This is a genomic window from Nocardia stercoris (assembly GCF_003696265.1).
GTDB lineage: Bacteria > Actinomycetota > Actinomycetes > Mycobacteriales > Mycobacteriaceae > Nocardia > Nocardia stercoris.
The window spans coordinates 373,747-388,381 of record NZ_RFFH01000002.1; the positions used below are offsets into that span (position 1 = coordinate 373,747).

Annotated in this window: 11 protein-coding genes; 5 read left to right on the forward strand and 6 right to left on the reverse strand. The window is 68.6% G+C overall.

What is annotated here, in order from left to right; translation table 11 throughout:
• Nucleotides 1-30: 30 nt before the first annotated feature.
• The 4 genes from EBN03_RS07180 to EBN03_RS07195 form a co-directional block, all read right to left on the reverse strand.
• On the reverse strand, nucleotides 31-1,704 hold the full coding sequence (locus EBN03_RS07180) for an ABC transporter family substrate-binding protein (RefSeq protein ID WP_122187118.1): 1,674 nt from the start codon (nucleotides 1,702-1,704) through the stop codon (nucleotides 31-33).
• Nucleotides 1,705-1,713: 9 nt separating this feature from the next.
• A complete protein-coding gene (locus tag EBN03_RS07185) occupies nucleotides 1,714-3,552 on the reverse strand; it encodes a dipeptide ABC transporter ATP-binding protein (RefSeq protein WP_122187119.1) in 1,839 nt (612 codons plus the stop codon).
• Nucleotides 3,549-4,469: an ABC transporter permease gene (locus EBN03_RS07190; protein ID WP_122187364.1), complete on the reverse strand. Its 921-nt coding sequence runs from the start codon at nucleotides 4,467-4,469 to the stop codon at nucleotides 3,549-3,551. Before EBN03_RS07190 ends, EBN03_RS07185 begins: the two co-directional genes overlap by 4 nt.
• A gap of 74 nt (nucleotides 4,470-4,543) precedes the next feature.
• Complete coding sequence (locus tag EBN03_RS07195) at nucleotides 4,544-5,524, reverse strand: ABC transporter permease (protein WP_122187120.1); 981 nt, start codon at nucleotides 5,522-5,524, stop codon at nucleotides 4,544-4,546.
• A 224-nt stretch (nucleotides 5,525-5,748) separates the two neighbouring features.
• Between EBN03_RS07195 and EBN03_RS07200 the strand changes: the two genes are divergently transcribed.
• Entirely contained in the window at nucleotides 5,749-6,549 is an 801-nt protein-coding gene (locus EBN03_RS07200) for an HAD family hydrolase (RefSeq protein ID WP_122187121.1), read from the forward strand.
• Nucleotides 6,550-6,752: 203 nt separating this feature from the next.
• Nucleotides 6,753-6,947, forward strand: a complete 195-nt coding sequence (locus EBN03_RS35775) for a helix-turn-helix domain-containing protein (protein WP_199742651.1) — start codon at nucleotides 6,753-6,755, stop codon at nucleotides 6,945-6,947.
• A 13-nt stretch (nucleotides 6,948-6,960) separates the two neighbouring features.
• Here EBN03_RS35775 and EBN03_RS35485 read toward each other — a convergent pair whose 3' ends face one another.
• Complete coding sequence (locus EBN03_RS35485; protein WP_122187122.1) at nucleotides 6,961-9,093, reverse strand: N-acetylmuramoyl-L-alanine amidase; 2,133 nt, start codon at nucleotides 9,091-9,093, stop codon at nucleotides 6,961-6,963.
• Between the two features lie 414 nt (nucleotides 9,094-9,507).
• On the opposite strand from EBN03_RS35485, the gene EBN03_RS07215 reads away from it, so the two are divergent.
• The 3 genes from EBN03_RS07215 (at nucleotide 9,508) to EBN03_RS07225 (ending at nucleotide 13,024) form a co-directional block, all read left to right on the forward strand.
• Nucleotides 9,508-11,085: a SpoIID/LytB domain-containing protein gene (locus tag EBN03_RS07215; protein ID WP_122187365.1), complete on the forward strand. Its 1,578-nt coding sequence runs from the start codon at nucleotides 9,508-9,510 to the stop codon at nucleotides 11,083-11,085.
• 120 nt (nucleotides 11,086-11,205) lie between these two features.
• On the forward strand, nucleotides 11,206-11,976 hold the full coding sequence (locus EBN03_RS07220; protein WP_122187123.1) for a MerR family transcriptional regulator: 771 nt from the start codon (nucleotides 11,206-11,208) through the stop codon (nucleotides 11,974-11,976).
• 190 nt (nucleotides 11,977-12,166) lie between these two features.
• A complete protein-coding gene (locus EBN03_RS07225; protein WP_233608219.1) occupies nucleotides 12,167-13,024 on the forward strand; it encodes a patatin-like phospholipase family protein in 858 nt (285 codons plus the stop codon).
• Between the two features lie 248 nt (nucleotides 13,025-13,272).
• Here the strand turns inward: EBN03_RS07225 and EBN03_RS07230 are convergent, their stop codons facing one another.
• Nucleotides 13,273-14,478, reverse strand: coding sequence for a hypothetical protein (locus tag EBN03_RS07230; protein ID WP_122187125.1), 1,206 nt, complete (start codon nucleotides 14,476-14,478; stop codon nucleotides 13,273-13,275).
• Nucleotides 14,479-14,635 lie beyond the last annotated feature (157 nt).

Sequence of the window (14,635 nt, forward strand, 5' to 3'; positions counted from 1 at the left end):
TCCCTTCCTTCTGGGCGAGGTTGTTGCGGGTCATTGCACGAATCCGATGGCGGTGTAGTCGTAGCTGGCCAGACCGGGTGAGCCGTAGTTGGCCACCGTCTTGCGCACACCCCAGTTGCCCTCGGACTGGGTCAGTGGCAGCGAGTGGCCTTCCTCGAAGATCTTTCGGTCCACCTGATTCGCCAGTTCGATCGCCCGCTTCGGATCCAGTTCCGACACCGTGCGTTCGATGAGGTCGTTGAGGTCCGGGGAGCCGATCCGCCCGAAGTTGCTCTGCTCGTCGTCGGGGTGCAGGCCCCAGATCTGGTTCAGGCTCTGCAGCGGGAAAGCGTCACCCTGGAAAGAGAATTGGGTGGTGTCGAAGTCGCCGGGAATGATGAAGTCGGTGAAATAGTTCTGGCCCGGCTTCAGATCGATGGTGAGGGTGACGCCGATCTTGGCCAGGTTCTGCTGGATGATCTTTGCGATCGTCACCCAGACCGGGTCGTTGTACATGACGTCGCGGATCTCCAGCTTGCGGCCGTCCTTCATCCGCACGCCGTTCTGCAGGGTCCAGCCGTCGGCGTCGAGTTCCCTTGCGGCAGCATCCGGGTCGTAACCGAGGCTGTTGTCCTGGTAGCCGGTCTGGCCCCGCAGGTAGACGTGGTTGTTCAGCGGGACCGGCTTGTCCACCAGACCGTTCTGGGTGACGTCGGCGATGCTCTGCCGGTCGATGGCCTTCGTGATTGCCACGCGCGCCTTCTCGTCGGACAGGATCGCTCCGGGTGCGCCGTTGAAGGTGATGTGCCGCCAGCGATTACCCGGGGCGCGGCGCAGCGCCACGTCGGAGGTGGCCTGAATCTGCTTGGCATCACCCAGGCTGCTGAGCATGGCCGCGTCGATCTCGTTGTTGCGCAACGCGTCCACCCACGCCGCGCGGTCCAGCACGCTGTAGGTGATGGTGTCCAGCTTGGGCGTCGCGCCCCACCACTTCGGGTTGCGGGCCAAGACGATCCGGCCCTGGGTGCGATCGGTGGACTGGACCACGAACGGCCCGGCGGACAGGGTGAGGTGGTCGGCCAGGCTCTTGTTGAACGAATCCGGGTCGGCGGTAACCGATTTCGGATAGAGCATGGCATTGCCGGAGAGCTGACCACGCCAGTCCGCGAACGGTTTCGCGAAGGTGAGCACCGCCTGTCGGTCGTCGACCCCGCGCTCGACCTTCGCCACCCGGTCGAACCCGTTGTTGTTCGCGATCAGGAATCGTTTGTCGGCACCGCTGAGCGCGTGTGCCTCCGACTGGATGTCCTCCCAGGTGATCGGGCTGCCGTCGCCCCACACGGCTTTCGGGTTGATGGTGTAGGTGACCTGCTGGGGCTCGGTGCCGGTCAGCTGCACATCGGTGAAGTAGTCGTGGTCGACGGTCGAGTTGCCGGCGGCGTCGGTGGCGAACGCGCGCGGCATCATCGGCCATTCGATCTCGGCGATCTCGCCGTCGTTCCCGTCGTTGGACAGCGTGTTCCAGTTGGCGGGGAACGCGGTCGTCGCCAGCCGTAGATTCCCGCCGTCGCGAACCTGTTCGCGCGGAACGGGATTGATATCGCTGGTGGTACCTAGTGTCGCGGTGCCGGGCGCCGGGTTTCCGCTCGACGAGCAGGCCGCCAGCGTCAGGACGGCGGCGGCCGCCAGGACGGCGTACCGAATGACGTTCGGCGGCTGGCGCACTGCGGTCTCCTATCGGGTCACGACGGGTAGCGGGATCGCATCGATCAGCGCGCGGGTGTACTCGTGCCGAGGGTGCTCCAGAATCTGTTCCGCCGCACCGGATTCGACGATCTTGCCCTGATACATCACCGCGATGTCGTGCGCCAGGTTGCGCACCACCGACAGGTCGTGCGAGACGAACAGATAGGACAGGCCGCGGCTGCGCTGCAGGTCGCGCAGCAGGTTCAGCACGCCGGCCTGGATCGAGACGTCCAGCGAGGACACCGGTTCGTCCAGGATCAGCAGTTCCGGATCCAGGGCGAGGGCGCGGGCGATATTGATCCGCTGCTTCTGGCCGCCGGAGAAGTCGGCCGGGTAGCGGTCGGCGTGCTCGGGGCGCAGGCCGACCAGTTTCAGCAGTTCGGCGACCCGGGGCCGGATCTTGTCGATCGGCATGCCGTCGATGCGCAGCGGCTGCGCGAGGGCGTCGAAGATCGGCAGCCGCGGATCCAGCGACGACGCCGGGTCCTGGAACACGATCTGCATGCGGCGCCGCAGGTCTCGGCGGCCGGTGCGGGTCAGGGTGGCGACGTCCGCGCCGAACACCTCGATGGCACCGCCGTCCGGGCGCGCGAGTTCCATGATCTGGCTCAGCGTGGTGGATTTCCCGGAACCGGACTCGCCGACCAGCGCCAGGGTGCGGCCCGCGCGGACCTGGAAGCTGATGCCGTCGACCGCGCGCACCTCACCGGTGCGGCGCTTGAACACGACGCCGGAGGTGAGCGGGAAGACCTTGGTCAGATCCGAAACCGACAGCACCACAGCCGGATCCACCTGGTCTACGGGCGGCGGCGGGGGGACCTCGGAGCGATACGCCTCGAACAGCTGGGCCGAATTCAGTTCGCCGACCCGGATACACGCGGCGGTGTGGCCGGATTCCGTTTCGAGCAAGGGAGGTTCGGCGCTGGTGCACAGGTCCACCGCGACCGGGCAGCGCGGCGCGAACGGGCAGCCCGGGGGCAGCGCGTGCATGGCCGGGGGCGCCCCCGTGATCGGTACCAGCGGCTGGCGGGCGGGTCCGTCCATTCGGGGGATCGAGCCGAGCAGACCCACCGTGTACGGCATTCGCGGGGCGTTGAACAGGCTTGCGGCACCGGCGTTCTCGACGATTCGACCGGCGTACATGACCGCCACCCGGTCGGCGAGCGTGGCGGCGATCCCCATGTCGTGGGTGATCATGATGACGCCGGCGCCGGTGATGTCGCGGGCCTTGCGGAGCAGTTCGAGGATCTGCTTCTGCACGGTGACATCGAGCGCGGTGGTCGGCTCGTCGCAGATGATCAGGTCCGGATCGTTGGCGATCGCCATGGCGATCACCACGCGCTGCCGCATCCCGCCGGAGAACTCGTGCGGAAAAGCCTTGGCGCGCAACCGCGGATCAGGAATACCGACCAGATCGAGCAGTTCGACCGCCCGCTCCTCGGCCTGCTTCTTGCTCATCTTCCCGTGTGCCAGTAGCGCTTCCGCGATCTGATCGCCCACCCGGTACACCGGGGTCAACGCCGACAGCGGGTCCTGGAACACCATGCTCATCTTCGCGCCGCGCAGGTCGGACAGCTGCCGGTCGGACATGCCGAGCAGCTCCCGGCCGCGGAACCGGATCGAGCCGGTCACCCGCGCCTGGTCCGGCAGCAGCCCCATCACCGCCATGGACGACACCGACTTGCCGGAACCGGACTCGCCGACGATGGCGAGGACCTCGCCGGCGTTCACCGTGTAGCTCACACCCCGCACCGCGTCGATGCGGCCCTCCTCGGACGGGAACGACACCCGCAGATCCGAAATATCCAGCAGCGGTGGCGTGCTCACTTGTCGGCCTTTCGCTTCGAACGAGCCCGCTGCGAGCTCGGGTCCAGGGCGTCCCGAAGTCCGTCACCGACGATGTTGGCGCACAACACGATCAGGATCAGCGCGCCACCGGGCACCAGATAGGTCCACGGGAAGGTCTGCGCGTTGTCGGTGGCGCGGCCGATCAGGACGCCGAGCGAGACCTCCGGCCACTGCACACCGAAACCCAGGTAGCTCAGGCTGGTTTCACCGATGATCGATGCGCCGACCGCCAGCGTGGTGTCGATGATCAGGAAGGACGCCACGTTCGGGAGGATGTGGGTGGTGATGACCGTCCAGGTCGACGCACCCATATAGCGTGCGGCACGGACGAATTCGCGTTCCCGCAGGCTCATCGTGAGCCCGCGGACCACGCGCGCGCTGATCATCCAGCCGAACGCCGCGAGCAGGACGATCAGCAGCAGAACCGAATTCGAGCCCTTGGTGCGCTGGGCGAACAGCATGATCATCAGGAAGCTGGGGATCACCAGCAGCAGGTCGACCACCCACATGATCATGCGATCGGTCCAGCCGCCCAGCAGCCCGGCGACCGCGCCGGTGAGGCTGGCGATGATGCTGGACAGCAGCGCGACACCGAAACCGATGGCCAGGGATTTCTGCATGCCGCGCAGCGTCTGGGACAGGACGTCCTGGCCGTTCTCGTTGGTGCCCAGCCAGTGATCCGGGCCAGGGGGCTGCAGCAGCGCGGCGCTGTCCATGTACTGGTAGTCGTACTTCATCAGGCTCGGCCCGGCGAATGCGGCCAGCACCAGCAGCAGGAGCAGAATGCCCGCCACCACGGCCGGCTTGTTGCGCAGGAACCGGCGGACGATCAGCTTGCGCCGGCCGATGGCGACCCGTTCCGGATCCTGCTGGGCCAGCAACTCCACTTCACTCATCCCCGCGCCCGGAGCGCCGAGTTGTGGCGCCGGGGCAGGCTCGTCCGTGGTCGTCGGGCGCTCGCCGTGTTCGCTCACGACACACGCACCCGAGGATCGAGCAGGGCATAGGCGATGTCGGACAGCAAGCCGGACAGCAGGATCAACACTCCGGCGAACGCGGTGACGGTGACGACCACATTGATGTCCTGGAGGTTGACCGCGTTGACCATCCATTCACCCATGCCGTGCCAGCCGAACACCTTCTCCGCGAACACCGCGCCGGTGAACAGGCCGCCGATACTGTAGGCGAACAGGGTCGCCATCGGGATCAGGGCCGTGCGCAACCCGTGCTTGTAGAGGGCTTTCCGCCGGGTCAGGCCCTTGGCGCGCGCGGTACGGATGAAATCGCTCTGCAGCACGTCGAGCATGGCGTTGCGCTGATAGCGGCTGTAACCGGCCATCGACGCCAAGGCCAGGGTCAGTGTCGGCAGCACCATGTGCTGGAGCCGGTCGAGCAGTTGGTTCCAGGCGCCGTGCACCGCGGTCGCCGACGTTTCTCCGGTATAGAGGAAGATCTGCTGTCCCGTCGCCGAATTGATCTGGAGGGCACCGAGTTTCAGTAGACCGGCGAGCAGGAACACTGGGGTGGAGAGGATCAGCAGCGACAGTATCGTCGAGAAGTAGTCACTGAACTTGTACTGCCGGATCGCACCGGCCGCGCCGACCAGCACCCCGAGGGCCGTACCGAGGATCGATCCGACCACCAGCAACCGCAGACTCACCCCGACCCGGCGCCCCAGCTCGTCGCTGACCGGCTGCCCCGCGAGCGTCTTCCCGAAGTCCCCGTGCTCCACCACACCCGTCACCCAGGTCAGGTACCGCTGCGGAACCGGCTGATCCAGGTGCAGTTCGTGCGCCTTGGCATCGATCACGTACTGCGGCGGCCGCGGATTGCGCTGTTCCAGGCTGTCCAGGGGGTGGAAGTTCCACGCCGCGAGACTGAATGCCAGGAACGTGGCCAGCAGCAGCAATACGACGTAGTTGAGTGCACGTCGCAGCAGAAAGCCGGTCATCGGTCCCTCTCGGGTCGGGCGGTGTGCCCTGATCAGTGTCAGCCCTGATCATAGGGACCGGAAACTGATCCGCACGTCGAGTGACATGCAGAGCGCCCGAATCGGCCACCCCGGTCCGATCTCCGGAAGGCCGGGCTCGCGGGCCGGAACTATATCGATGTCGTGGCGGCACCCGGGTACGGCAGGATGGGCAGGTGACCCCCCAGCGATTGCGGAAACCGACGATGGTGGCCTCCGATGTGGACGGCACGCTACTCGACGTGCACGAGAAGGTGAGTGCCCGAACCAAGGCCGCGGTCGCCGCGGTCGTGGCCGACGGCGTCCCGTTCGTGCTGGCCACGGGCCGGCCGCCGCGCTGGGTGCATCCGGTGGTCGACGGGCTGGGATTCGAGCCGATCTGCGTGTGCGGCAACGGCGCGGTGATCTACGACAGCGCCACCGACAACATCCTGTACGCCGACACCCTCGACGTGCCGACGCTGACCTGGGTGGCGGAGCTGGCCGAGCGGGTGCTGCCCGGCTGCGGTCTGGCGGCCGAGCGGGTGGGCGCCAGCGCGCACGACGCCGCCACCCCGCAGTTCGTCAGCACGCTGGAATATCAGCACGCCTGGCTGAACCCGGACAACACGGATGTGTCGCGTACCGAAGTGGTCGAGATGCCGGCGATCAAGCTGCTGATCCGGCAGGTCGGCGCGCACAGCCGCGACATGGTGGCGGCGCTGACCCCGGAGCTGTACGGCCGCGCCGACGTCACGTATTCCACCGACAACGGCCTGATCGAGGTGGCGGCACCCGGCGTCACCAAGGCCTCCGGCCTGGCCCGCGTCGCCGACCGTCTCGGCATCGACCGCTCCGGCATCCTGGCCTTCGGCGACATGCCCAACGACATCGCCATGCTCCTCATGGCCGGCATCGGCGTCGCCATGGGCAACGCCGACCCCGCCGCCAAGGCCGCCGCCGACGAGATCACCACCACCAACGCCGACGACGGCGTAGCGCGGGTGCTGGAACGCTGGTGGGGTTGAGGTAGCCGATTGCTATATAGCATCCATCCTATCGAGGCCGAACATGACCATGCCCGAGAGGCTTTCGACAGAAGGGTGGCCGAGGATGGCTGATCACGAATCCATGGGCAATCTGCGGCGCGAGCGATTCGACCGGCCCGATTTCGCCCGGACCGAGTACGAAGCCGGTCGCGCCGAGGCGGTGCTTGCCATCGAGCTCGCCAATGCGATCCGAGAGCGCCGCCTCGAGGCTCGGCCTCACTCAGATACAGCTCGCTCAGCGCGCAGGGCTTAGGCAGCCGGATATTTCACGGCTCGAATCCGGTGGTGGTACGCCGACGATCGGGATGCTCGATCGTCTGGCGCATGCGTTGGAACTACGGTTCGTGGCGCGGTTCGAGAAGCTCTCTGCTGCCTGATCGGTTCGGTGGTCTAGGGCTGGTCGTCGGTGTCGGCTGGAGCGTCCGGCGCGAACTGTGGCGGATCCGGTGGGGCGGCGCTGTCGTCTGGTCCGCCGGCCACCGGCGCCGGTATCGGGGTGCTGTCCGGCACTGGTGCGGCAACTGTGCTGCCTGGTGTCGATGCGGCAATCCCGCTGTCCGGCAACGTAATCGAGCTGTCCGGCTCCGGTGTGGTCAGGGCGCTGTCCGGTACGGCGTTGACGATGGTGCTGACCGTGTTGGCGGCCGGATCGAGAATCAGTGAGCCGTAGCGGAAGTCGGCGCGGGTGGTGCCGTCGGGGCCGGGGTAGGGGCTGCGGGTCGGGAGGCCGAGCAGGCCGGAGTCGGCGCCCAATTCCAGGTAGCGGTCCAGGAGGGGGCCGGTGAGTTCGGTGACGGTGTCGCCGGGGCCGGAGTAGACGTATCCGTTGGCGAAGGTGGCGAATTGGCCACCCTCGCCGGCCGGGCGGGGGAGGGCGGTGGCGTCGCCGAGCGGGCCGGTGGCGGCGCCCGAGGCCGCCCAGTAGGTGGCGATCGGGTTGCTGCCCACCAGGTTCAGTAGCTGTTCGGTCGGGTTCGCGGTGCGCTGCAGCGGACTGCGCTGTGGGCGTGCGGGGGCCGCGCTGGGTGCCGGCTGGGTCGGGGAGTCCGGTTCGGGATCCGAAAGTGCCGGACCGGCAGCAGGATTCGGATTGCCGGCGACGCTCGCGGCGATGGCTCGGAGCTTGGGCAGGAGGGCGTAGGCGGCGTCGCCGGGGCAGGCGGTCTTGCCGACGTCGCGGTGCGCGAAGACCACCGGCAGCTGCACGGCCTGGCCCTCCGGGTACGAGGTGTATTGGGTCCCTTCGGAATACATCGTGGTGGTGCCCTGCGGGTCGAGTCCGGCGAGCTTCGCGCGCCAGCCGATGAACTGCCCGGTGGCCTGCAGCTGGGCGTCGGTCGGGGGCTGGTCGGTGAAGTTGCCGAGCATCGCCACCCCCGCGGTGTTCTCGTTGAATCCGCCCGCGTGCGCGCCCTCCACCGGCTTGTCCAGTCCCCCGTAGCGGCCCTCGAAGATCTGCCCGTACTTGTCGACCAGCGCGTTGTAGCCGATATCGCACCAGCCCAACGTTTTCGCGTGATACGCGTAGATGGCGCGCACGATGCCCGCCGACTCGGCCTTGGTGTACTCGTTGCGGCCGGCGCTGTGGTGCACCGTGATTCCGCCCAGGCTGTCGTCGTAGGTGGGGTCCTGGCAGCGCAGGCTCTCGTCGGCGCCCCACTGTTTGCGGGTGATCACCTTCGGCCCGCCGGCGACGGTCGCGGCGGTGGCCTCGAGCATGCCGTCGACGGCGCCGCGGCCCGGGTCGATGAGGACCGCGGACAGGTCCGGAACGTGGATGTGGCCGGGACGAGTGGTGAGGATCTGCACACCGGTGGTGGGGCCGACGTAGAGCGGTTCGGTACCGGTCCGGGTCGGCTGGACCCGGTCGTTGCCGGCGGTCTCGAGCGTGTCGAGCGGATTCCACTCACTCCAGCTGCCGTCGGCGTGGCGGGTACGGATCAGTGCGGTCAGTCCGTGCAGGTCCGTTCCGGTCAGCGCGACCATGCTGAACGGCGTGTCGCGGGTGATCTCGCGAACCTGCGCGCCGAGCCGGTCGGCGAGGTCGGGCGGGACCGCGCCGGGCTCCAGGGCGGGCGCGGAATAGTCGGGTCCGGGCGCCGGGTCGGGGATGACGGTGGTGGCCGCCGGGTCGGTGCCCTGGTCGATGCTGTGTGGTAGCGGAGCGACCGCTTGTGGGACCGGAAGGTGCGGCAGCGGTACCTCTTCGGGCAGTTGTACGCCCGGTGGTACCGGTAGGTCGTGCGGAATCGGGATCGCGGTGGGCAGCGGCAGCTTTCGCAGATCCGAGAGGTGTAGATCCGGCAGGGTCAGGCCGCGCAGTTCCGGCAGCGGCAGCAGCACCTCGGGGGCGCCGGAGAGGGCCACCTCGGCCAGGTTCGTGGTGACGGAGGCCAGGTCACCGTTGTCGGCGGGCCGGACGGTGTGTACCCCGGAGCGGAGGAAGGTCGTCAGTGCGACGGTGGCGGCGAGCGAGGTGACGACGGGCAGCAGCAGCGGATATCTCGGCCTGTGGTGTGGCACCGGAGTCCTCCATCCAGGGCGATTTGTGACCTCTGGTGGTTGTGCATCGAAATAACTTCTGTCACAGTAGCCACAAATGTCACAAATGTAAGTCTCGATTCCAGATCGAGCCAGACGATAGCCCGCAACTAGCCCACAGTGGCGCCAAGTCTCGGGGACATGCCGGAGCGGTGGCGAAACATCCCTTTCCGCCCGACGGCCGAACCAGGAGTGGTTATGCCCAGCTCACGAACATCGGAAGACACCGAGCTAGCCGTGGCTCGTCCCCGGACCATCCCCGGACGAGCCCCAGCTCCGGAGGTACCGCCCCGCCGCCGGACGCGGCCGCTGATCACGGGCGCGATCCTCACCTTCACGCTGACCGGCGCGGTCGCCGCCGCATGGGTCGGCGCACCACTGTTCGCACCGGTGCGCATGCTCGCCGACGCCGGACACGGCCGCGGCATGAGCCAATTCGGCGCCTTCAACCAGGCGGTCGCCGGCTCGGGCACTGACCAGATCCTGCAGCACTACTACCCCGGCGCGGTCACCGGCCGGGTCGGCGCCACCACCGTTCGGATCCGGCTCGGCGCGTACGACAACGAGACCCTCGACGTCTACTCCGATACCGAACTGCAGGTGGGCGACCGGCGAGTGGTCAAGGGCGAAGCCGCCCACCTGACCCCCACCCCGGACGGCGGCGCCAAGGTCACCATCACCATCGGCTGCGACGGCCACCAGGTGTGGAGCGGCACCACCGACAATCCCTGGGCCTTCCCGGTCGCGGACGGGCCCAACCGGCCGGCCGCGGAACAGCTCGCGGTCTGCGACGGCAGCCGCTATCGCGGCGCGCTCGGCGTCGCGCTGGAAGGCGACCAGCCGCGCACCGTGAACGCCGTCGACCTCGAGGACTATCTACGCGGCGTGGTCCCGGCCGAGATGGAGGCCGGCTGGGCCGACCAGGGCGGCGCGGCCGCCCTGCGCGCCCAAGCCGTGGCCGCCCGGTCCTATGTGCTCGCTGAGCACCGCTATCCGTACGCGCAGAGCTGCGATTCCACCGACTGCCAGATGTACCCGGGCACCGACAAGGAGGACGACCGCAGCACCGCGGCGGTGCTCGCCACCGCCGGGCAGGTGCTCACCCGCGACGGGCGGATCCTGCGCACCGAGTACTCGTCGGCGCCCGGTGGCGGGCAGCCGATCGACATCCGGACCCTCGACGTCGGGCCGCGGCCGCAGGACGTCGTCGCCGACCCGGCGCCGGGGGCGTCCGCGCCGCCCGGCCTGGCTGGACTCGTCCCCGCGCTTCCGGCCGGGACGCTGCCTGGAGGAGGTGTCCCCGGGCTTCCGGCTGGGACGCTGCCCGGTGGTGCCCCCGCGCTTCCAGCCGGGACGCTGCCCGGGGGTGGCGTCCCTGCTCCCGGCCCGGCACCGAACGGTGCACCGGGTCCCGACACTGCCCTGAAGTCGTTGCTGCCCAACCTGACTGGACCGAATCCCGGCACCGGGCCCGCTACCGGTCCGGACGCGATCGCGAACGCGGCCGCCGCCGCGGCCGGCGCACTGTTGGACGAATTCCTGAATCAGGCACCCGACGGGCAGGCCGGTCTGCCGTCGGCGCCTGGTGTACCTGAGACCGCGGCGCCTGGTGTACCTGGGACCGCGGCGCCCAGCGTGCTGGGGACCTCGGCGCCTGGTGTGCCTGAGACCTCGGTACAGGGCGTGGCTGAGACCTCGGCGCCCGGTGTGCCTGAGACCTCGGTACCGGGCGTGCCCGGGACCTCGACGCCGCACGGTCTCGCCGGTCCGCCGGACCAACCCCCTGCGGCCGACTCACACCAGGACTCGCTCGAGCCGTCGAACCAGCCGATGGCCACCCAGGAGCCGTCCGCGGGCAGCCCGTCGGGTGACGGCACCGCGTACGTCCCACCGGCCGTCGACACAGGGTCGACCACCGATGGTGACATCGCGCCGGACATGGCGGAGTACGACGGCGACGTGACCGGCCCGTAGCTGCCCGGCGTCGCGGAAGTCGGCCTGGAACCGGGCTGTGCCGCACCCCAGCGATCGGCCTTGACCTTCACGTAACGTCAACTTGCATCCTTGGTTGGTCGACGCGGCGAGGAGGAAGTTGTGGTCAGCGCGGCCGAATGGTCCATCCAGGAACTGGCGAAGGCGGCCGGCACCACGAGCCGGACGTTGCGCCACTACGGCGAGCTCGGGTTGTTGGCGCCCAGCCGGATCGGCCGCAACGGTTACCGCTACTACGACCAGGACTCGCTGGTGCGGTTGCAGCGCATCCTGCTGCTGCGCGAACTCGGCCTGAGCCTGCCGCTCATCGCCGAGGTCCTCGCGGGCGAGCGGGACACCGCGGCCGCCCTGCGCACCCATCTGACGCTGCTGGAACAGGAGCAGCAGCGGATCGGGCGCCAGATCGCGTCGGTGCGAACCACGTTGCGCAAGACGGAAGAAGGTGAACCGCTCATGGCGGCAGAGGTATTCGACGGATTCGACCACACCCGGTACCGGGAGGAGGTCACCGAACGCTGGGGCAAACAGGCCTATGAGAGCGGTGACCGCTGGTGGCGGTCACTCACCGACGCGGACAAGAAGAACTTTCAGCAGACCCATGTCGACATCGCGGCCGACTACGCCCGGGTGCGGGAAGCGGGTGTGGCGGTGGACGATCCGCAAGTGCAAGCGATCGTTCGCCGCCACTACGACTGGGTGACCGCTGGCTGGCAGGGGTGGCAGGGCGGAAAGTGCCCACCCGCACAGTATTTCGTCAACCTGGGCGAGATGTACGTCGCGGACCCGCGTTTCGGCAAGAACTACGGCGGGCTGGAGGGCGCGACCTACGTGCGTGACGCCATGGCCGCCTTCGCGGCCACCGAACTGCGGTAGCTCGGAATCGGCCGGACGCCGAGGGTTTCGGTGCCCGGCCGACGGTCCGCGGCGATCATGGCTGCCGGCCGGTCTCCCGGGTGCTGGAACGCCGAGAGTACGGCCGGCTGACCGCTTCGGTTCGGCGGTTTGTCAGCGCCCGGGAATAGCCTGTGCCCGTTGTCCCGTTCGAGCTGGGCGGGAGAGTCCGGTGGAGAGGGAGAGTATGGGCGTGCAGCGGGCTGTGGTGCTGGGTGGCGGGGGTGTCGCCGGGATCGCTTGGGCGAACGGGATCGTCGTGGGGCTGGCGGACGCCGGGGTGGATGTGACCGGCGCCGATCTGTTCGTCGGGACGTCCGCGGGGTCGAATGTGGCCGCGCAGATCACCAGTGGGCTGCCGCTCGCGGAACTGTTCGAACGGCAGACGGATCCGGCGAAGCAGAGTGCGGAGATCGTGCCGGAGGGCAACCGGCTGCCGGAGCTCATGGCAACCTGGACGCGGATCGGTGAAGAGGCGCAAGGTGATTCGCTGCTGACGCGGAAGCTGATCGGCCGGCAGGCGGTCGTAGCCGACACCGTCCCCGCGGCGGCTCGGCGTGCGGTCGTGGAATCCCGCCTGCCCGTGCATGATTGGCCGCAGCAGCAGCGACTGTTGGTCACGGCGGTCGACGTGGACTCCGGTGAGCTGCGGGTCTTCGATCGCGACAGCGGCGTCGCACTGGTCGACGCCGTCACCGCGAGTTCCGCTGTGCCCCTGGTGTGGCCGGTGACCACCATCGGCGATGCGCGCTACACCGACGGCGGCATTCGGACCACCGCGAACGCCGACCTGGCCGGTGGTGCGGCCCGGATCCTGATCATCGCCCCGATGCCCGACCAGTACCTCGACGACGAGATCGCCGCCCTCACCGCTGACGGCTCCCGGGTGGAACTGATCGTGCCCGACGAGGCGTCCGTGACCGCGTTCGGCGTGAACCCACTCGACACCGTCACCCGCGTGCCGTCCGCCGAAGCCGGTCGCGCCCAAGGCAACCGGGAAGCCACCCGCATCGCCGAACTCTGGAACTGACGCCGCAAGTCGTCCCGACCCCGCGGCCGGCGGTGCCGGCGCCCTCTGGCTGACCGCCCCCGGGAGACCACCGCACCGAGGCTGATGATCTGGGCGATCAACGGACTCGAAGTTTCGGTGGCGGTCGGCGCCGCGGGCTGGCTGATGATCATCGCAGGTTTCGTGCTCGCGAGGCGCCCCTGCCTTGATCCCGACCGCCTCGCCGAAACAGCTTGTTGGATACGGCTATCCGTCGCGGTACGGGCGACCTACACAGCGCACATGCTTTGCATGACGCCCAGTAGCGGGCCCGAGCCGTAGCTGTACGGCAGGTACGCGTAGGTTTCCGCACTGCCGAGGGGGCCGGTGATCGCGGCGGTACCGGGGATCAGGGCGGCGGCGCTGGTCAGGAGTTTGATCGTGTCCAGGGTGAGGGCCGCCAGGTCGTAGGCGTTCTCGACGGTGACGTCGGCGAGGGCGGTCGTGCCGGTGACGGTGCCGTTGCCGATCTCGAAGCCGAGGTTGGCCAGGAAGGTCAGCGGGCCGTAGTTCAGGAAGTCGATCACCGAGCCGAGCTGGTCGGGGCGCTGCATGACGGCCGCGTCGCTGATCCGGTTGTTGGCGAGGAAGGCCTGGACCTGGTCGGCGGTGACGGTCGCCTGGTTCTTGTCCAGCGGCAGGTCGGTGGCGGCCACGAAGGCGCGGGCGCGGTCGACGACGGTGGACAGCTTCAGGTCCGCGACCGGGGTGCACTGGCCGTCGGCCCGGTTCAGCTGGTGGGCCAGCGCGTCCAGTTCGGCCGGCACGGCGACGTGCTGCACCGGGAAGTCGTCGGTGTTCAGGTCCAGTTTCGGGTAGGCGCTGGGCAGGGCGCAGGTGCCGCTGATCGCGTCCTGCACCTTGCGGGCCAGCCATTTGATGCCGCTGAAGATGCCGCCTACGACGAAACTCAGCACGAATCCGAAGGTGGGCACGCTGCCGGCCAGGAACTGGGCGGGGATCTTCACGATGCGTGTGGCCATGATGAAGATCTCGACGACGTCGTTCACGCTCAGCGTGCTGAGCGGGGTGGTGTGGTCGAGGCGGCCGGTGCGGATGGCGTCGAGGTCGGCGACGATCTGGGTGACGAACGGATCGTCGATCTCGTCGACGCGCCCGCCGAGGGTGGCGGGGTTCACCGGCAGCAGGTCGCGGTGCACCGGCAGCTGGGCCATCGCCTGCCGGGTCTGCTCGACCTGCTGGTCGTAGGCGGCGAGCTGAGCGGCGGGGATCAGGGTGCGGATCGCGCTGGCTGTCGCCGACACCACCTCGTCGAAGGTGGGTGCGTGGTTGTCGCAGAGCTCACCGGCGACCGGGGTGGCGGCGAGCGTGTCGACCTCGTCGGCGCTCGCGACCGAGGGGGCGAGCAGACCGGCGCCGAGCGCGGAGGTCAGGACGACGGCCCCCGCGAGCGGGGTGAGACGCGTAAAGCGCATGAAACGACACTCCGGTGAACTCTGATTCAGACTGGACGGGCGCCCAATTCTGATCCATCAGACCCCATCATGTGGCGAATCTGTGGGTTTCCGAAGAATTCTGAGGGAAATCGGGATGTCCCCACGGACTCGTGCGTGCGGTGACACCGCCCACCCG

Excerpts from the sequence above, each read along its gene's own strand:
- EBN03_RS07190 (WP_122187364.1), bottom strand. The coding sequence starts at position 4,469 with ATGAGTGAAGTGGAGTTGCTGGCCCAGCAGGATCCGGAACGGGTCGCC.
- EBN03_RS07195 (WP_122187120.1), bottom strand. The coding sequence starts at position 5,524 with ATGACCGGCTTTCTGCTGCGACGTGCACTCAACTACGTCGTATTGCTG.
- EBN03_RS35775 (WP_199742651.1), top strand. The coding sequence starts at position 6,753 with ATGCGATCCGAGAGCGCCGCCTCGAGGCTCGGCCTCACTCAGATACAG.
- EBN03_RS07230 (WP_122187125.1), bottom strand. The coding sequence starts at position 14,478 with ATGCGCTTTACGCGTCTCACCCCGCTCGCGGGGGCCGTCGTCCTGACC.
- EBN03_RS07215 (WP_122187365.1), top strand. The coding sequence starts at position 9,508 with ATGCTCGCCGACGCCGGACACGGCCGCGGCATGAGCCAATTCGGCGCC.
- EBN03_RS07200 (WP_122187121.1), top strand. The coding sequence starts at position 5,749 with ATGGTGGCCTCCGATGTGGACGGCACGCTACTCGACGTGCACGAGAAG.